Source organism: Lacinutrix sp. 5H-3-7-4, from assembly GCF_000211855.2.
Lineage (GTDB): Bacteria > Bacteroidota > Bacteroidia > Flavobacteriales > Flavobacteriaceae > Lacinutrix.
Genome location: NC_015638.1, coordinates 234,751 through 251,895, shown reverse-complemented (window position 1 = coordinate 251,895; position 17,145 = coordinate 234,751). Strand labels below are relative to the sequence as shown.

20 protein-coding genes are annotated in these 17,145 nt (G+C 30.0%); 10 read left to right on the top strand and 10 right to left on the bottom strand.

Annotated elements, in window-relative coordinates:
* Positions 1–25 precede the first annotated feature (25 nt).
* The 6 genes from LACAL_RS01195 to LACAL_RS01170 all read right to left on the bottom strand — a co-directional run bounded on the left by LACAL_RS01195 (position 26) and on the right by LACAL_RS01170 (position 5,156).
* Complete coding sequence (locus LACAL_RS01195; RefSeq protein WP_013868867.1) at positions 26–925, bottom strand: ABC transporter ATP-binding protein; 900 nt, start codon at positions 923–925, stop codon at positions 26–28.
* Positions 926–1,087: 162 nt separating this feature from the next.
* A complete protein-coding gene (locus LACAL_RS01190; RefSeq protein WP_013868866.1) occupies positions 1,088–1,603 on the bottom strand; it encodes a hypothetical protein in 516 nt (171 codons plus the stop codon).
* Positions 1,604–1,638: 35 nt separating this feature from the next.
* Positions 1,639–2,673 carry a heme A synthase gene (locus tag LACAL_RS01185; protein ID WP_013868865.1) on the bottom strand — a complete coding sequence of 345 codons (1,035 nt, stop codon included), beginning with the start codon at positions 2,671–2,673 and terminating at the stop codon, positions 1,639–1,641.
* A gap of 25 nt (positions 2,674–2,698) precedes the next feature.
* Positions 2,699–3,151, bottom strand: a complete 453-nt coding sequence (locus tag LACAL_RS01180) for a GNAT family N-acetyltransferase (RefSeq protein ID WP_013868864.1) — start codon at positions 3,149–3,151, stop codon at positions 2,699–2,701.
* 2 nt (positions 3,152–3,153) lie between these two features.
* On the bottom strand, positions 3,154–4,572 hold the full coding sequence (locus tag LACAL_RS01175) for a CCA tRNA nucleotidyltransferase (protein ID WP_013868863.1): 1,419 nt from the start codon (positions 4,570–4,572) through the stop codon (positions 3,154–3,156).
* Between the two features lie 17 nt (positions 4,573–4,589).
* Positions 4,590–5,156: an L-threonylcarbamoyladenylate synthase gene (locus tag LACAL_RS01170; RefSeq protein ID WP_013868862.1), complete on the bottom strand. Its 567-nt coding sequence runs from the start codon at positions 5,154–5,156 to the stop codon at positions 4,590–4,592.
* Positions 5,157–5,194: 38 nt separating this feature from the next.
* Between LACAL_RS01170 and LACAL_RS01165 the strand changes: the two genes are divergently transcribed.
* Entirely contained in the window at positions 5,195–6,079 is an 885-nt protein-coding gene (locus LACAL_RS01165; protein WP_013868861.1) for a polysaccharide pyruvyl transferase family protein, read from the top strand.
* A gap of 49 nt (positions 6,080–6,128) precedes the next feature.
* The gene (locus LACAL_RS01160) at positions 6,129–7,355 is read left to right on the top strand and encodes a glycosyltransferase (protein ID WP_013868860.1); all 1,227 of its coding nucleotides are present in this window, start codon (positions 6,129–6,131) and stop codon (positions 7,353–7,355) included.
* Between the two features lies 1 nt (position 7,356).
* Here the strand turns inward: LACAL_RS01160 and LACAL_RS01155 are convergent, their stop codons facing one another.
* On the bottom strand, positions 7,357–8,307 hold the full coding sequence (locus LACAL_RS01155) for a hypothetical protein (RefSeq protein WP_013868859.1): 951 nt from the start codon (positions 8,305–8,307) through the stop codon (positions 7,357–7,359).
* 116 nt (positions 8,308–8,423) lie between these two features.
* Between LACAL_RS01155 and LACAL_RS01150 the strand changes: the two genes are divergently transcribed.
* The 3 genes from LACAL_RS01150 to LACAL_RS01140 are packed head-to-tail and all read left to right on the top strand — an operon-like array spanning position 8,424 to position 10,854.
* A complete protein-coding gene (locus LACAL_RS01150) occupies positions 8,424–9,296 on the top strand; it encodes a hypothetical protein (protein WP_013868858.1) in 873 nt (290 codons plus the stop codon).
* A 6-nt stretch (positions 9,297–9,302) separates the two neighbouring features.
* The gene (locus LACAL_RS01145; RefSeq protein ID WP_013868857.1) at positions 9,303–10,097 is read left to right on the top strand and encodes a glycosyltransferase family 2 protein; all 795 of its coding nucleotides are present in this window, start codon (positions 9,303–9,305) and stop codon (positions 10,095–10,097) included.
* On the top strand, positions 10,090–10,854 hold the full coding sequence (locus LACAL_RS01140; protein WP_013868856.1) for a lipopolysaccharide kinase InaA family protein: 765 nt from the start codon (positions 10,090–10,092) through the stop codon (positions 10,852–10,854). Before LACAL_RS01145 ends, LACAL_RS01140 begins: the two co-directional genes overlap by 8 nt.
* Here the strand turns inward: LACAL_RS01140 and LACAL_RS01135 are convergent.
* Entirely contained in the window at positions 10,851–11,606 is a 756-nt protein-coding gene (locus LACAL_RS01135; protein ID WP_013868855.1) for a glycosyltransferase family 2 protein, read from the bottom strand. The two genes, LACAL_RS01140 and LACAL_RS01135, sit on opposite strands and share 4 nt — an antisense overlap.
* Before the next feature lie 60 nt (positions 11,607–11,666).
* Here LACAL_RS01135 and LACAL_RS01130 point away from each other — a divergent pair, with 60 nt between their 5' ends.
* Positions 11,667–12,491, top strand: coding sequence for a glycosyltransferase family 2 protein (locus LACAL_RS01130; protein WP_013868854.1), 825 nt, complete (start codon positions 11,667–11,669; stop codon positions 12,489–12,491).
* Here LACAL_RS01130 and LACAL_RS01125 read toward each other — a convergent pair.
* Together LACAL_RS01125 and LACAL_RS01120 are read right to left on the bottom strand one after the other, a co-directional pair.
* Complete coding sequence (locus LACAL_RS01125) at positions 12,486–13,547, bottom strand: glycosyltransferase family 9 protein (RefSeq protein ID WP_013868853.1); 1,062 nt, start codon at positions 13,545–13,547, stop codon at positions 12,486–12,488. The genes LACAL_RS01130 and LACAL_RS01125 overlap by 6 nt on opposite strands.
* Before the next feature lie 74 nt (positions 13,548–13,621).
* The gene (locus LACAL_RS01120; protein WP_013868852.1) at positions 13,622–14,437 is read right to left on the bottom strand and encodes a 2,3,4,5-tetrahydropyridine-2,6-dicarboxylate N-succinyltransferase; all 816 of its coding nucleotides are present in this window, start codon (positions 14,435–14,437) and stop codon (positions 13,622–13,624) included.
* Between the two features lie 179 nt (positions 14,438–14,616).
* On the opposite strand from LACAL_RS01120, the gene ruvX reads away from it, so the two are divergent.
* The 4 genes from ruvX to mazG all read left to right on the top strand — a co-directional run bounded on the left by ruvX (position 14,617) and on the right by mazG (position 16,982).
* Positions 14,617–15,027: a Holliday junction resolvase RuvX gene (gene ruvX, locus LACAL_RS01115; protein WP_013868851.1), complete on the top strand. Its 411-nt coding sequence runs from the start codon at positions 14,617–14,619 to the stop codon at positions 15,025–15,027.
* Positions 15,028–15,031: 4 nt separating this feature from the next.
* A complete protein-coding gene (gene def / locus LACAL_RS01110) occupies positions 15,032–15,622 on the top strand; it encodes a peptide deformylase (protein ID WP_013868850.1) in 591 nt (196 codons plus the stop codon).
* Positions 15,623–15,707: 85 nt separating this feature from the next.
* The gene (locus LACAL_RS01105) at positions 15,708–16,124 is read left to right on the top strand and encodes a DUF5606 domain-containing protein (RefSeq protein ID WP_013868849.1); all 417 of its coding nucleotides are present in this window, start codon (positions 15,708–15,710) and stop codon (positions 16,122–16,124) included.
* Positions 16,125–16,208: 84 nt separating this feature from the next.
* Positions 16,209–16,982 carry a nucleoside triphosphate pyrophosphohydrolase gene (mazG, locus tag LACAL_RS01100; protein ID WP_013868848.1) on the top strand — a complete coding sequence of 258 codons (774 nt, stop codon included), beginning with the start codon at positions 16,209–16,211 and terminating at the stop codon, positions 16,980–16,982.
* The last annotated feature ends 163 nt before the right edge of the window (positions 16,983–17,145 follow it).

Below are 17,145 nucleotides of genomic sequence, written 5' to 3'. Positions count from 1 at the left end.
ACTTTAATTTAGCAGGATTGATGTTTTATTTTTTATTATCTGTAAGCTGAAGAAATTGCTCTTCTAAACTTTCTTTACGCATAACTAAATGCGATAAGGATACACCATTATTAAAGGCTTGTTTATTAAACTCTGATGCAGAAACAGGTGCTTTTAAAAACGCAGTTGTAACACCATCTTTTTCTGTAACACGATCGATATCTTTATGTGTTTCTAAAAAAGAAAGTAAACTAGATTTGTCGTCACTTTTTAATTCGAAAAAGCCATTACTTGAAATCATCTCATCTACGCGGCCAGAATATAATTTTTCGCCTTTTCTTAAAACTACAACGTGTGAGCATACTTTTTCTACCTCGTCAAGTAAATGCGATGCTAATAAAATAGTTGTACCTTGACTTGCAATTTGTTTAATAATAGCTCTAATTTGGTGAATACCTTGTGGGTCTAAACCATTAGTAGGTTCGTCTAGAATTAAAATTTCAGGATCATTAAGTAGGGCAGAAGCTATGGCTAAGCGCTGTTTCATTCCTAAAGAAAAGGTTTTAAATTTACTATCTTTTCTATCTGTTAAGCCAACAACTTCAAGTTTTTCTAATATTTTACTATCATCAATACCTTTAATTTTACAAACTAATTTTAAATTTTTAAAAGCAGTCATGTATGGATAAAAGTTAGGACGCTCAATAATAGCACCTACTTTTTTTAAAGCTTCATGTGTAGTTGCATTACCATCAAACCATTTAAAATCACCACTGGTTTTATTTACAACGTTTAATACAATGCCTAAAGTTGTAGATTTCCCACTACCGTTTGGTCCTAAAATGCCATATACATTACCTTTTTCTATAGTAAAAGATAAATCTTTTACAGCGGTTAAATAGCCATATTTTTTTGTAAGATTATTTATTTGAAGAATGGTTTCCATGAACTCTTAATATTTTTTGATGCCATAAAAAAGGCAAAGGTTGGTTTAAAAGTAAGACGATGCTATTTATTTTTTGTTACAAATTAGGCATAAAAAAAACCATTCTGGGAAAGAATGGTTTTAATTTATATGTGTATTTATAAGTAATACGGTAATAGAATTTTAATTCCAGTTTTCATCAAAATCTAAATTATCGTAATCATCAATATTGTAATCATCATCAAATTCATCATAAATATCATCACTTTCAGCTTCAAAAACTTTTTCTGGCGCAGAGTCTGGTACTTGACCTTGAACAAACATTAAATTAGGGTAATCAACACCTTCAGTTTCTTCAGCGATTTCGGCTAATTCAACAAAAAATGTCCACATATTAAAAAAATCGTAAACATAAATAAGTTTTGTTTGTGCCTCATGTACTGTGTCATCTAAAGCTGTTTCGTTCATTAGCTTTACTTGGTTAGCGCCTTCGCTCATGTCAAACAATGAGATTTCTTCGCCTTGATTCCACTCATCATCACTTAAATAAAATGATGCCATTTCTGTACCATCAAACCCAAAAGACTGCGTAATAATATTATGCAAATCTTCCATGGTATCTGTTTCTCTAATTTCTAAATCGCGAAACACATCTTCTTCTGTATCATTGTCAAGAATGACTCTAAATCTATAAATCATAATTTAATTTTGGTTTGCAAAGGTACGATTGTCTTCTATATTTCTTCCGAAATAAAAATACTTTTATAGCTGTTTTCTAAATATACATAAAATTGAATTCCAAATAAAATAGTTGCAATCACTAAATGTAATGGTTGCGATAGAAAAGGAAAATCAAAATAATACATTGCAATGCCCGAAACAACCTCGAAAACAATACATATAATTATTAAGTTTACTTTTTTATAACCTAAGTTTAAACGTTTGTTTTTAACATATAACCATGCGTTTACAAAAAACACTAAAAATGAAAATGTACGATGCACATAAAATTGAAGTGTTGGGTTTTGCAGCCATAATTCTTTTACATAACCTATAGCTTTTACTTGCTCATCTACATGCTGTCTAACTTGAGTACCTAAAACAATTTGTATTAAAGTTAAAACAATGGCAAATAGTAAAATGTTTTTAAATTTAGAATTTTGAATTTGTTTTTTAAAGCGTGTTTTAGAGGCGTAAATTAAATATAAAATAAAGCCTACAATTACTAAAGCCATTACCATATGAATGGTAATTTTATAAGGCGCAAGGTTAGAGTCTACTACCGTTTTACCAAGCCAAGCTTGAAATGCCATGCCAAACACTGTAAGTATAGATATTATAGGAAGCCATTTGTTTTTTCGCCAAAACCAAAAGGATAAAACTGTAAATATTAATATTGGAATTCCCGATAAGGCACCACATAATCTATTAATGTATTCTACCCAAGTATGTAATGGGTTATACTTTGCGTAATCATGTTTTGTGTATGCTTCCCAATTATTTAAATCTATATTTTCTGAAGAAATAAAATTTGTTTGTGCAACTAAAAGACCTTCATCTTTAATAATTACAATACCTTTTTTATAATCGTGATTTGGTTTAAATTCTAAATCTGAAGCTTGAGTTGGAGGTATGTAATAACCAAAACATTTTGGCCAATCTGGACAACCCATTCCAGAACCTGTCATGCGAACTACTGCGCCAGCAATAATAACCAGATAAACTAAAACTAAGGCTATTTTTGCAAAAGTTCTAAAGTGTTTTTTCATATTCTTTTTCCTAAAAATTAAATTTCTAGCTTAATTGTTTTTTAAAACATAAACTGTTTTCCATGTTTTTATATTGGCTGTAATTAGGTATTATTTTATAGTTACTTTTTTTATAAAATCCTACAGCTTCTACTTGCCTAATTCCAGTTTCTAAAACCGAGTAATTATATCCTAATTCTAAAGCCCAAAGTTCTAATTTCTTTAAAATGGTACTAGCTATATTTAAACCTCTAAATTCTGGTTTAGTAAACATGCGTTTAATTTCTACCGAAGTAGTATTAAAAGGTTTAAATGCACCACAAGCAATGGCTTGATTGTTTTTATAGGCTACAACTACATGTTTTAAAACATCTATATTATTAAATTGGTTGTAAAAATCATGTTCATCGCCATCTGTAATTTTAAGATAATTGTCTAATTCTTTTACCAAAGTGATAAAATCTTGATTATTAGAGTTTGTTCTTGAAATTTTAAGCATTGTTATAGATTTGTTTTTAAACCTAAAGCTTTTCCTTTTTCTAGCATTAAATTAAAAGCGGCTTCATGTTCGTTAGGTATTTCACCTTCTAAAATAGCTTCTTTTATGGCTTCTTTAATTATACCTATTTCTCTAGATGGTTTTAAATTAAAGGTTTTCATTATCTCTTCACCAGTTACTGGTGGTTGAAAATTTCTAATACTATCTTTCTCTTCAACTTCAATTATTTTTTCTCTAACAATTTTAAAGTTGTTGTGGTATTTATTAAATTTCTTAGGGTTTTTGGTTGTAATATCTGCTTCACAAAGTGTCATTAAATCATCTACATAATCTCCAGCATCAAAAACCAAGCGTCTTACGGCAGAATCTGTTACAATATCTTGAGCTAAAACAATTGGTCGCGAGCTCATAAATACTAATTTTTGAACAAATTTCATTTTCTCATTAAGCGGCATTTTTAAACGCTTAAATAAATGATATACCATTTTTGAGCCTTCAAATTCGTGCGCATGAAATGTCCAGCCTACTTTTTTAGAGAATTTTTTTGTTGGTGCTTTTCCAATGTCGTGTAATAATGCAGCCCAACGCAACCAAACGTCATCTGTATGTTTTGCTATATTATCTACAACTTCAAGTGTGTGGTAGAAATTGTCTTTATGGCGTTGGCCTTCAACTTCATCAATACCTTTTAAAGCCGTTAATTCTGGTAAAATATGTTTAAGTAATCCCGTTTGTTCTAGTAATAAAAAGCCAATTGATGGTGTTTTACTTTCTAATATTTTATTTAATTCTACAACAATACGTTCTTTGGTAATTATTTTAATTCTATTGTTGTTTCTCGTAATAGCATCTAACGATTCTTTTTCTATAGTAAAACCTAATTGCGTAGCAAAACGTATAGCTCGCATCATGCGTAAAGGGTCATCACTATACGTAATATCTGGGTCTAAAGGTGTGCGTATAATTTTGTTTTGTAAATCTTCTACACCATTAAAAGGGTCTAATAAATCTCCAAAATTATCTTGCGATAAATCTAAAGCCAAAGCATTTATGCTAAAATCTCTTCGGTTTTGGTCATCTTGTAAAGTGCCGTTTTCTACAACAGGATTTCTGCTGTTTTCGTTGTAAGATTCTTTTCTAGCACCAACAAATTCAACTTCTATGTCGTTATATTTAAGCATTGCTGTGCCATACGTTTTAAATACTTGAACTTTTGGCTTATTTGGTAAGTTTTTTGCAACTTGCTTTGCAAGAGCGATACCACTACCAACAGCAACTATATCTATATCTTTAGCGTTGCCGCGTTGTAATAAATAATCGCGTACAAAACCACCAATTACATAGCTATCAAGATTTAACTCTTTAGCAGATTGGGAAATGATTTTAAATATGTTGTGTTTAAGTGCTTTTTTGTGATTCATTGTATATGCAAACCTTGCTACTCCCTAATAATTTTAACGTTTCCGTTATTACTCAACTTTATAATAGTTGATGGGTTTGTAGACCTTTTTTCTGTTTGCAAATTTACGACATAATCCACACCTTTTAAAATGGCTTCGTCTATTTCTTTAAACGATTTTGGAGTTGGATTTCCTGCTAAGTTAGCAGATGTAGATACAATAGGTTTTCCTAAATATTTTATAAGGTGCTGGCAAAATTTATCTTGAGTAACTCTAATGGCAAGTGTATTGTCTTCTGCAATTAAATTCTCTGCAACTCCAGCTGGATTATCATAAATCACTGTAGTTGGATTTATAGCTAAATCTAAAATGTCGTAAGCTATATTTGGTACATTATCAACATGCTTTTCTAGCATACTATAATTATTAACCAAACAAATTAATGCTTTACTTTCTTCACGGTTTTTAAGTTTATAAACTTTTTTAACAGCATTATAATTTGTTGCATCGCAACCAATACCCCAAACAGTATCTGTTGGGTATAAAATAATGCCACCTTGTTTTAAAACAGTGACAGCTTCGGTAGTAAGTAATTTAATATCCACACTCAATTTTATTATATATTTGCGTAAAACAAAAGTAAATGAAATTAGTTTATTATAAATCAGATCATGGAAATTTTGGAGACGATTTAAATTTATGGATATGGCCTAAAGTTTTTGGAGACAACTTTTTTAATAAACGAAACGATGTTGCTTTTATGGGTATTGGCTCAATTTTAATGGGCAACTCGAAATTTATAGAACTAGCTAATAAAAGCGAAAAAAAAGTAATTTTTAGTACAGGAGTTCGCTCTATAAATGAAAACTTTAATTTTGATGACTCTTGGGATATTAGATTTGTACGTGGTCCTTATAGCTCATTAAGGTTAACAAAAGAAGCTAATAACTACATTGCAGATGGTGCTTATTTTTTAGCACTTTTGCCGCAATATAAAACCTATTTAAACTTACCTAAAAAACATAAAATTAGTTTTATACCGTATTTTAAATCATTAGATAAAGTAGACTGGAAATCTATTTGCGATGGCTTAGGTTGGAATCTTATTTTACCAACAGATGGTAACGTAGAACAATTTATGATTGATATTGCAGAAAGTGAACAAGTTATAAGTGAAGCAATGCATGGTTGTATTCTGGCAGATGCTTTAAGAGTACCTTGGAAACGTTTACGTTTTAATGCACATATGTACGAAGGAGAACGTGTAAGTGAATGGAAATGGAACGATTGGATGTTGTCTATAGATATTAAAGAAAATAGTTTTATTGAAGCGCCAATATTAAAACGAAAAAAATGGTTTAAAATCTCGAAAGCAGCTTATAAAAAAGCAAATCGCGACCATTTAATATCTAAACTGTCTCAGCATGAAAGTATTTTGTTCAATTTATCTACAGAGTCTATAATGGAAAATATGATAGAAAAAATGGAGACAGAAGTAGACGCTTTTAATGCTAAATATTTTCAATAAATTTAATACATATGGTTTTTAATGCAACCTAAATGATGTAATATATTCTATGAGTTTTTTCAAAAAAATAAAAGTTAAGTACAAAAATAATGCACTTAGAAACCGTTTAATTAAGGAGAATAAGCGTTTTAATTTAGAACACTACGTTTTTAAAAAAACTAATGTTTTAATTATAGATCAAATTGTGCCAGAATTTAATAAAGATTCTGGTTCTAGACGTTTAACCGAAATTATAAAATTACTTTTAGAAAAAGATGTTGCTGTATTTTTAGTAGCAGATTTAAAGCAATACAAGTATAAAAGCGATTATATAGAAAAGTTTAAAGCACTTGGTGTAAATGTTTACGAGCCAACAATAGACCAAAGTGATGTATTGGTAACTAAAGAACTTTTTATATATAAAATTGCAGAAAAACTTGATATTGCATGGTTACATAGACCAAATATTTTTGAAAAATATTACCAACAAATAAAACAAGCAAATACTAATATTAAGTTGGTTTTTGATATGGTAGATTTTCATTATTTAAGGTTAAGTAGAGAATTTAAAGACTCACAAGATTTAAACACAAAAACTGAAGCAGAACGCTATTTACAAATAGAATTAAATAACTGCAATCAAGCCGATAGTATTATAGTAATTTCTGAAGATGATAAAACCGAACTACTGAAACATTATAATAAGCCAGAAAAAATGGTCGTTATAGGTAATGTTCACGATTATATAAAAAAAACAGATGAATTTTTAACAGTAGAAAACCGTAAAGATTTGCTATTTGTTGGTGGGTTTAAGCACATGCCAAATGAAGATGCTGTATTGTATTTACATAATGAAATTATGCCATTGGTTTGGGAAACACATCCAGAGATTAAAGTTAATATTGTTGGTAGTTATCCAACACAAACGGTTTTAGAGCTTCACTCTAAAAAGTTTAATGTTATAGGTTTTGTAGAAGATGTGTCTCTCTATTATAAAACAGCAAAATTATTTGTGGCGCCATTAAAATATGGCGCAGGTGTTAAAGGAAAAATAGGACAAAGTTTTGAGTATAGTTTACCAGTTGTAACTACAGATATTGGAGCAGAAGGTTTCGATTTTTCTCCATTTAGTCAAACCATGATTGCAAATAATAAAAGAGACTTTGCTAATCAAATTGTGGCGCTTTATACTAATAATGAGTTATGGAATGAGTTAAGTGATTTCTCACCAAAAATTATTCAGCCATTTTCTCTAAAGCATATTAGCAGTACAATAGATCAGGTTTTAAAACGCTAACTTATTTAAGTTTAAAAACAGTATCTGTAAAATTATCTACAGTAAATTCGTGGTATATATCCTCTGGTAAAACCTGGTACGGTGTATTAAAAAAGGAAGCATCAATTTTAGGGTTTTTACTATCTATAACCATAATATTATTAGGGTTATAAAAAGCATAATTCTTTACAGAAGCATTTGTAGTTATTATTTTTTTCTGATAAGCTAAAGCTTCAAAAATCCTAAAACTTAAGCCATTATGTCCATCACGAACTAAGTCTAAAATTATTCTAGAGTTATCAAGATGCTCTTTAAGTTCATCAGCTTTAATCTCTGTGCTAGTATGCTCAATATTTTTATATAAACCAACCGGTTTTCTAGAGCTTACAGTTACAAATTTGTAACTAATATTTAAAGCATCAAATTGTTGTGCAATACTATTAAGTTGAGTAAGTCTTTCGTCTGGAGACAATACTATAAAAGCATCATATTTGTACTCCGTTTTTATAGGTTGCTTCTCTAAATAAATAAAATTAGTAATGTGTTTAAAACCATATTTTTCAACATCTTTTAAATCAAAAGAATAAATAGAATCAAAAACACCATTTAATAAATGGTCCACAGGAAAGCGTACACAACTATCGTAAATATAAGCGATATACTGGTTTGTAAAAGTCTTTATTTTTGTGTGAACTGCTAATGGTATTAAATCTGGCCTTATAACTAAAATAGCATCTTGTTTGCCTAAACTTTCAAGTGTATTAGTAATATATTCTAAGCGTTTAATTTTTTTTATATTCTTGTTAAAAAATGTCTTTAAAACAAAATTTTTAAGTTTTTCAAATACCGAACGGTATTTATATTTAAACTTACTAATATCTATATGTGTAGCTTCAATCCCTTTTTTTTGTAATGCTTTTACAATATGTTGGTCGTAATTCCAATAATCAAAACTTATTAAGGTAATTTTCATAAACGCAAGTTGTCGCTAGTTATTTTTCAAACTCAAAGGTACAGTTTTTTGTAAAGCTACAAGGTATGTTAAAGAATTGTATCTTTGTTTTTTGTTTTAAAACAGAATTACTTTTTATGAAAAAAATTCAAGTAGGCTTTTTAGTCTCTTACGATTACGAATTGCTTAAAAATGCTATTCCTTTAGTTTATAAATTAGCCGATACTATTTTTTTAGCGGTTGATATAGACCGAAAAACCTGGAATGGATCACCAATTACTATTGATGATTCTTTTTTTAATTGGATAAAAACCTTTGACACAGAGAATAAAATAGTTATTTACGAAGATAATTTTTGTAAGCCAGAACTAACAACCATGCAATGCGAAGTGCGTGAGCGTAAAATGATGGCCGAAAAAATGGGAATTGGTAATTGGATAATTCAACTGGATGCCGATGAGTATTTTATAAACTTTGAACGTTTTGTAAAGTTTTTAAAAAGTAAAGATGCTTATTTAACAAACCCTGAAAAACATAAAATACAAATACAACCATTTCATGTAAGTTTATATAAAAAAACAGAAAATGGTTATTTGTATGTAAATGAAGCAACCAAAACTGTAGTTGCAACTAATTATCCAGATTATAAAATTGGAAGAAAAACGCATGGTAAAGTAATTTATTTTAATGCTTTAATTTTACACGAAAGTATTTCTAGAGATCGTGAAGATTTAATCACAAAGCTCACTAATTGGGGACATAATGAAGAGGTAGATGTTGACGGTTTCATGAAAAAATGGGATGCTGTAAATGAGTCTAATTATAAAGACATGCAAGATTTTTTCTTTTTAGAACCAGAAAAATGGAAACACTTGGATTTTGTTAAAGGATCAAACTTTACAGAGCTTTTTGAAAATTTTAAAAAAGAAAAAGAAAAAGGATTATATAAATCTAAGGTTTTTATTTTTAAAAAAAACTTAGGACAGTTTTTTAAATACCTTTTTAAGTAATTTATTTTGAAGTCAACACTCCTTATCGCTACATATAATTGGCCAGCAGCTTTAGAGTTAGTTTTACAAAGTGCTAAAAACCAAACGCAATTACCAAACGAAATTTTAATTGCAGATGATGGTTCTACACAAGAAACTAAAGCATTAATAGACCTGTATGCAAAAACATTTACCATACCAGTAAAACACATTTGGCAGGAAGATAAAGGGTTTAGAAAATCTCAAATTCTTAATAAAGCCATAGCGCAAGCAAGTGGCGAATATATAATACAAGTAGATGGCGATTGTATTATGCATCGAAATTTTGTGAAAGATCACATGGCTTTTGCAAATGCCAATCAATATTTATTTGGCTCTCGAGTAAATATACAGCAACCATATTTAGAAGTTTTATTTCAAAAAAAGCAAACCAATTTTGGACCGTTTTCAAAAGGAATAAAAAAACGCACACGAGCCATTCATTCTAAATTTTTAAGCGGCTTTTATAAAGAGCAAGATTTCTTTTCAAAAAAATTTCGTGGATGTAATACCTCTTACTTTAAATCAGATTTTATTGCAGTAAATGGCTATAATGAAGATATAACTGGTTGGGGACGTGAAGATAGTGAGCTTATGCTGCGTATGCATAATAAAGGAGTAAAAGCAAGACGTTTGCGTTACCGTGGCATTGTGTTTCACATCTGGCATAAAGAAAAATCGAAAGATAGAGTAGAAGCAAACAATACAATAGAGTTAAAAACCATTAGCAATAAAATAGATTGGGCAACTAATGGATTAGATAAATATTTAAATAATGCGTAAAGTAATAAATCCACTATATCAAGCCAATACAAGAGCACTTGACCATTTTATATTAAATTATGAAACTCAAGGTGAAGCATTTGGCAATCAAGATAGAAACAGTTTGCGCTTATTTAAGTTAGATGGCAAAGTTTTAAATGCTAAATCTTTTAAAAAGCCAAATGCAATAAATAAAGTCGTTTATAAATTTTTTAGAAAAAGTAAAGCACAACGCTCTTTTGAGTATGCAAATAAATTACAAGAATTAGGCATTGGCACACCAGAACCAGTAGCATTTTACGAAATAAATACTGGTTTACTATTTGGTAAAAGTTATTATATAAGTGAGCAGTTAGATTGCGACATTACCTATAGGGAATTAACTACAGATTTTAATATACCTAACTATGAGGCTATACTTAGAGCCTTTACAAGGTTTACATTTAACCTACATGAAAATGGCGTAAATTTTTTAGATCACTCACCAGGAAATACATTAATAGACTATAATAATGGTGATTATAAATTTTATTTGGTAGACTTAAACCGAATGAATTTTGAAACCATGACTTTTGAAAAACGTATAAAAAACTTTGCAAAACTTACAGTTCATAAATCTATGATTGAAGTTATGAGTGATGAATACGCTAAGCTTATTAATGAAGATTATAGTAAAGTGTTTAATTTAATGTGGCAGGAAACACAGGCGTTTCAAGAATCTTTTCACCGCCGTAGACGCTTAAAACAAAAAATAAAATTCTGGAAAAAATACGATTAGTTTCTACCTTTACGCAGCAACCATAATTTTACATAACGCATAAAAACAACATAACCTTGTACATAGCCAATGGTTAAGCCTACAACACCATCACGAAAACCACTTTGTACTAAATAATGTTTTAAAAAGCCCCAAACAGGTTTAATTACAAAATGATAAGCAGTTAATTGGCCTGTTTTAGTATCGTAATCTTTAGCTTGTAATGTGGCATACTTATTCATTTTTTGCATGTATTGATCAAAACTACGGTAAGAATAATGTAAAAATTTATGTTCTAATTTTCCAATACTTCCGTTTACTTGTAAAGCTTCATGTACATGCCTATTATCATATTTACAAGCGTCTTTTTTAAATAACCTAATAACACTATCATTTCGCCAGCCACTGTAATGTACACGTTGTCCCATAAAATGGTTTATACGTTTAATACTAAAGGCATCGTGAGAAATTTCATTTTTATTTAAAAGTGAGGTTATTTCAGTTTTTAATTCTGGTGTAACGCGTTCATCGGCATCCAAAAGTAAAATCCAATCATGTTCAGCTTGAGCAATGGCATAATTTTTTTGAACACCATAAAAATCAAACTTACGCTGTATAGCTCGTGAGGCTAGAGTAGTTGCTTTCTCAAAAGTACCATCGGTACTAAAACTATCAATAACCAAAATCTCATCAGCAAATGAAACCGAAGCAATAGCTGCTTCAATATTATCAATTTCATTTTTAGTAGGTATAATTGCTGTTATTTTCCTCACACTAAAGTTTTGTGTAAAAATAACTATTTTTGCTATATATAAAGACTTTATCTAAAATCAATGGTTAAACCAGAAATCTCAATAATTATAAGTACTTACAATGCCGAAGCTTGGCTAGAAAAAGTACTGTGGAGTTACGAGGCACAAAGCTTTAAAAATTTTGAAATAGTTATTGCAGATGATGGCTCTAAGCAACCAACTTTTAATTTGTTAGAGCGAATTAAAAACGAAGTTTCATTTCCTATACAACACGTTTGGCATGAAGACAATGGTTTTCAAAAAACAAAAATTTTAAACAAAGCAATTGTAGCCTGTAACGCTAATTATATATTAATGAGTGATGGCGATTGTATGGCGAGAAAAGATTTTGTTGAAACGCATTACGCCAAACGAGAAAAAGGTTACTTTTTATCTGGTGGTTATTTTAAATTACCAATGGATATTTCTCAAAAAATAACAAAACAGGATATTCTATCTCAAGACTGTTTTAACTTAAAATGGTTGTTGGCAAATGGTTTACCATCATCTTTTAAAAATAATAAATTAAATGCATCACCTTTAAAAGCAAAGGTTTTAAATACCATAACGCCAACAAATGCTAGTTGGAATGGGCATAATGCTTCGGGTTGGAAAAAAGATATTTTAGCAGTTAATGGTTTTGATGAGCGTATGCAATATGGTGGTGAAGATAGAGAAATGGGAGAACGCTTATTTAATATGGGTATAAAATCTAAACAGATAAGGTATAATGCAATATGTTTACATTTAGACCATTCTAGAGGTTATGTAAACCAGGAAGCTATAGATAAAAACCAAGCAATACGTGCTGTTGTAAAAAAAGAAAATTTAAAATGGACTAACTACGGTATTTTACAAAAATCATAGATTTTTTAAAAATACGGTTAAGTTATCAAGTAAAAACTCTGGTTTAAAATAATTATAAAAATTAGAATAGTCTTTTTTAATCGCTTTATAAGTAGTATTCTTATATAATTCTGGTTTAAAATCCTTTAAATGTACAGAAATGTTTGTGGTTCCATTTTCAAACAAACTCCATGCGGCTTTATCAATCCAAGGAGAAAAAATGGTAAATGTTGGCGTATTTAAAGCTTTTGCCATATTAACAGCGCCACCTTCGTTACCAATTAAAGCATCACAAAAGTGTGTGATACAAATAAAATCGCGTAAACTTTTTCCAAAAACATTTAATCTAATTCTTTTTTTAGTCTCTACTTTACACAGGTTGTAAATAGCATTAGCATCTTCTAATTGTTTTGGTATATAATTAAAAAGTAGTTGTACATCAGGATATGTTTCAATTATATAGTCTAACACGCTAGCCATATATTCAAAAGGATAGGTTTTAGATAAATCACTACCCAAAACACCAATCATAATCAAAGGTTTATTTAAATCTATACTATTTGAAATTAAAAAAGCCTTTGTTTTTTCAATTTCAGTATTCGTTAAATAAATTTTAGGTTTAATAGGTTGCGGTATTTTGCCTAACAAAGGCTGTAATAACTGTAACCTGTTTTCAATAGCTAAACCAGCGTTTGTTTTTGGAGTTTTAGAATCTTTAAAAGTATGGTTGTATAAAAAAGAAGAATAAGATTTTTTAATAGAAATTTTAGTTTCAGCTTTGGTAAAGTAAGAAATAAGATTGCTACTTAGTTTTCCATAAACATCAATAACAGTGTCATATTTTTCAGCTTTAATACGTTTTAAAAATTTATAAAATTCAGTTTTAGAATTTTCAATTTCTTTAGTAAAAAAAACAAATTCATCAATAAACGGATTGTTTTCAACTACTGGTAAGGTATGAGAATTAATTAAATAATGTAACTCAGCATCTGGATATTTAGCACGTAAAACCTCAAACAAAATACTTGTAGTAAGCACATCGCCAATCATTTTTTGCTGAATTACTAAAATTTTCATACTTCAAAAATTTAAATCCCAAGATTGAAAACAATTTTGGGATTTAGCATATTATATAACTTTATCTTATTCGTTTATACTGCTACATTATGCTCACGTAAAGCATCATTAAGCGATGTTTTTTTATTAGTACTTTCTTTACGCTTTCCAATAATTAAAGCACAAGGCACATTGTAATCGCCAGCAGGAAAAGATTTTGTGTAACTACCAGGAATAACAACAGAACGAGCAGGAACACGACCTTTCATCTCTACAGGTTCATCACCAGTAACATCTATAATTTTAGTAGAAGCCGTTAATACAACATTAGCACCTAAAACCGCTTCAGTCTCAACGTGTACACCTTCAACAACAATACATCTAGAACCAATAAAAGCATTATCTTCAATAATAACAGGAGCAGCCTGTAAAGGCTCTAAAACACCACCAATACCAACACCACCAGAAAGGTGAACATTTTTTCCAATTTGTGCACAACTACCAACAGTAGCCCAAGTATCTACCATAGTACCTTCATCAACATAAGCACCAATATTAACATAACTAGGCATTAAAATTGTACCAGCCGAAATATATGCACCATGTCTAGCCACAGCATGAGGTACCACACGAATGCCTTTTTCTTTATAACCCGTTTTTAATGGGATTTTGTCGTGAAATTCAAAAACACCAACCTCAATAGTTTCCATTTTCTGAATAGGGAAATACAAAACCACAGCCTTTTTAACCCATTCATTAACTTGCCAACCATTCTCAACAGGTTCAGCCACTCTTAAAGTACCTTCATCAAGTAACTTAACGACTTCTCTAATGGCGTTTTGCGTATTTTCTTTAGTTAATAAATCTCGGTTTTCCCAAGCATTTTCAATAGTTTGTTGTAAATCTTTCATCAATAATAATTTTTTAGTGTTTTGGGCGTGCCCTAAAGGTCAGGCTCTCGGCAGTCGCTCTCTGCGAGGAGCTTCAACAAATGCCTCCATCCTTCACGCAAATATAACCTCTATTTATAATTTGGCATAATATTTTATGTATGTAGTATATAAACATTAAATTTGCATAAAAAATAATAATGGCTCAAATTCTAGCAATAGATTATGGTAAAGTAAGAACTGGATTAGCAGTAACAGACGATATGCAAATTATCGCCTCTGGCCTAACCACGGTTGCTACCACAACATTATTAGATTTTTTAAAAGACTACACAACAAAGGAAAGCGTAGAGTTGTTTTTGGTTGGCGAACCAAAACAAATGAATAATCAGGCCAGCGAAAGCGAAGCCTTAATAGCACCTTTTATAAGTAGATTACGCACCTTCTTTCCACACATACCAATTAAAAGAGTAGACGAGCGTTTTACATCTAAAATGGCAGTACAAACAATGATTGATAGTGGTTTAAAGAAAAAACAGAGACAAAATAAAGCATTAGTAGACGAAATTAGTGCAACAATAATATTACAAAGTTACCTTTACAATAAATAATAATATGGTATTACCAATAGTCGCTTATGGCGATCCAGTATTAAAAGTTAAAGCTAAGGAAATCGATAAAGATTACCCAAACCTTAAAGAACTTATAACAAACATGCAAGAAACTATGCATGGCGCTTATGGTGTAGGTTTAGCAGCACCACAAATAGGTTTGCCAATTCGTATGTTTTTAGTAGATGCATCTCCATTTGCAGACGATGATGTATTAGAAGACGACGAGCGCGCCTTTTTAAAAAATTTTAAACACACATTTATAAACCCAACAATTTTAGAAGAATCTGGAGATGAATGGGCATTTAACGAAGGCTGTTTAAGCATACCAGATGTTCGTGAAGATGTGTTTAGAAAACCTAATATTAAAGTAGAATATTTTGATGAAGACTTTAAAAAGCATACCATGGAATTAAGTGGTTTAGCAGCTAGAGTTTTCCAGCATGAGTACGACCACATTGAAGGTATTTTATTTACAGATAAATTATCATCATTAAAAAAACGTTTAATAAAAGGAAAACTACTTAATATCTCTAAAGGTAAAATTAATGTAGAGTATAGAATGAAGTTTCCTAACCTAAAAAAGAAACGTTAAAAACTTGCAAAACACAATCGTGTACAAGATATTTGCGCTCCTTAGTTTAAAAATTAAGTGATAGCAAACAAAAAGAAACAATAATATGGCATTAGATAAAATTTTAGCAATTTCAGGAAAACCAGGTTTATACGAGTTAGTAACACAAACTAGAGGAGGATTTATTGCAAAATCTTTAGTAGATAATCGTAAAATCTCTGTAGGTATCCAGCAAAACGTAAGTGTTTTAAGTGAAATAGCTATTTATACTTTAACAGAAGAAGTACCATTACGCGAGGTTTTTAATAAAATAAAAACTAAAGAAAACGGTGCACAAACAAGTGTAAGCCATAAAGAATCTAAAGATAAATTAGAAGAATATTTCTTCGATGTATTACCAGATTACGATGAAGATAGAGTATATGCAAGCGATATTAAAAAAGTAATACAGTGGTATAATACGTTACAAAAAAACGACTTATTAGATTTAGAAGATACTAAATCTACAGATGAAGAAGAATAAAACACTTAATCTAAACATAAATTAAAATCCAGCTTTTAAGCTGGATTTTTTTGTTTTTAAATACCTTTACAAAAACTTTTTTACATGAATTCTAGAGCTAACCAATTAAAAGCATTCGATAGATTATTAACTATTATGGACGAGTTGCGAGAGCAATGTCCTTGGGATAAAAAGCAAACTATGGAAAGTTTAAGACATCTTACCATAGAAGAAACTTACGAGCTTGGTGACGCTATTTTAGATAACGACCTAGAAGAAATAAAAAAAGAAGTTGGAGACCTTATGCTGCATTTGGTTTTTTATGCTAAAATAGGAAGCGAAACAAACGCTTTTGATATTGCAGATGTTTGTAATTCTATTTGCGAAAAACTTATACACAGGCATCCACATATATATGGTGATGTAAAAGTAAAAGATGAAGAAGAAGTAAAGCGTAATTGGGAAAAACTAAAACTTAAAGAAGGAAAGACAAGTGTTTTAGAAGGTGTGCCTAAAAGTTTACCAGCTTTAGTAAAAGCTAGTAGAATACAAGATAAAGTTGCAGGTGTTGGTTTTGATTGGGATGCGCCAGAACAAGTTTGGGAAAAAGTTGAAGAAGAGCTTATAGAATTTAAAGCAGAAGTTGAGCATAACGATGCCGATAAAATGGAAGATGAGTTTGGAGATGTTTTATTTTCTCTTGTAAATTATGCACGATTTAAAAATATAAATCCAGAGAATGCTTTAGAGCGAACCAATAAGAAATTTTCAAAGCGTTTTAAGCATATAGAGGCAAAAGCAAAGGAATTGAATAAAGATTTAAGGGATATGACACTAGCCGAAATGGACGTTTTTTGGGAAGAAGCAAAAAAAATGTAATTATTTTTTAAATCTCGAAGTCCAAAACTATAATGTGTGCGTATATATAACAAATGACATTCTTTCTTCATAGAAAAATTGGTTAATAGCGTAAACTTTTATAATGTCATTTTATATAATAAATTATTTCTAGTAAGCGAAATAGAAATAATTGGTTAGTTTA

What these genes read in the sequence shown, in the direction of transcription:
- LACAL_RS01195 (WP_013868867.1), bottom strand. Translation starts at nt 925, where the DNA reads ATGGAAACCATTCTTCAAATAAATAATCTTACAAAAAAATATGGCTAT.
- LACAL_RS01190 (WP_013868866.1), bottom strand. Translation starts at nt 1,603, where the DNA reads ATGATTTATAGATTTAGAGTCATTCTTGACAATGATACAGAAGAAGAT.
- LACAL_RS01185 (WP_013868865.1), bottom strand. Translation starts at nt 2,673, where the DNA reads ATGAAAAAACACTTTAGAACTTTTGCAAAAATAGCCTTAGTTTTAGTT.
- LACAL_RS01180 (WP_013868864.1), bottom strand. Translation starts at nt 3,151, where the DNA reads ATGCTTAAAATTTCAAGAACAAACTCTAATAATCAAGATTTTATCACT.
- LACAL_RS01175 (WP_013868863.1), bottom strand. Translation starts at nt 4,572, where the DNA reads ATGAATCACAAAAAAGCACTTAAACACAACATATTTAAAATCATTTCC.
- LACAL_RS01165 (WP_013868861.1), top strand. Translation starts at nt 5,195, where the DNA reads ATGAAATTAGTTTATTATAAATCAGATCATGGAAATTTTGGAGACGAT.
- LACAL_RS01160 (WP_013868860.1), top strand. Translation starts at nt 6,129, where the DNA reads ATGAGTTTTTTCAAAAAAATAAAAGTTAAGTACAAAAATAATGCACTT.
- LACAL_RS01155 (WP_013868859.1), bottom strand. Translation starts at nt 8,307, where the DNA reads ATGAAAATTACCTTAATAAGTTTTGATTATTGGAATTACGACCAACAT.
- LACAL_RS01150 (WP_013868858.1), top strand. Translation starts at nt 8,424, where the DNA reads ATGAAAAAAATTCAAGTAGGCTTTTTAGTCTCTTACGATTACGAATTG.
- LACAL_RS01140 (WP_013868856.1), top strand. Translation starts at nt 10,090, where the DNA reads ATGCGTAAAGTAATAAATCCACTATATCAAGCCAATACAAGAGCACTT.
- LACAL_RS01130 (WP_013868854.1), top strand. Translation starts at nt 11,667, where the DNA reads ATGGTTAAACCAGAAATCTCAATAATTATAAGTACTTACAATGCCGAA.
- LACAL_RS01125 (WP_013868853.1), bottom strand. Translation starts at nt 13,547, where the DNA reads ATGAAAATTTTAGTAATTCAGCAAAAAATGATTGGCGATGTGCTTACT.
- LACAL_RS01120 (WP_013868852.1), bottom strand. Translation starts at nt 14,437, where the DNA reads ATGAAAGATTTACAACAAACTATTGAAAATGCTTGGGAAAACCGAGAT.
- ruvX (WP_013868851.1), top strand. Translation starts at nt 14,617, where the DNA reads ATGGCTCAAATTCTAGCAATAGATTATGGTAAAGTAAGAACTGGATTA.
- def (WP_013868850.1), top strand. Translation starts at nt 15,032, where the DNA reads ATGGTATTACCAATAGTCGCTTATGGCGATCCAGTATTAAAAGTTAAA.
- LACAL_RS01105 (WP_013868849.1), top strand. Translation starts at nt 15,708, where the DNA reads ATGGCATTAGATAAAATTTTAGCAATTTCAGGAAAACCAGGTTTATAC.
- mazG (WP_013868848.1), top strand. Translation starts at nt 16,209, where the DNA reads ATGAATTCTAGAGCTAACCAATTAAAAGCATTCGATAGATTATTAACT.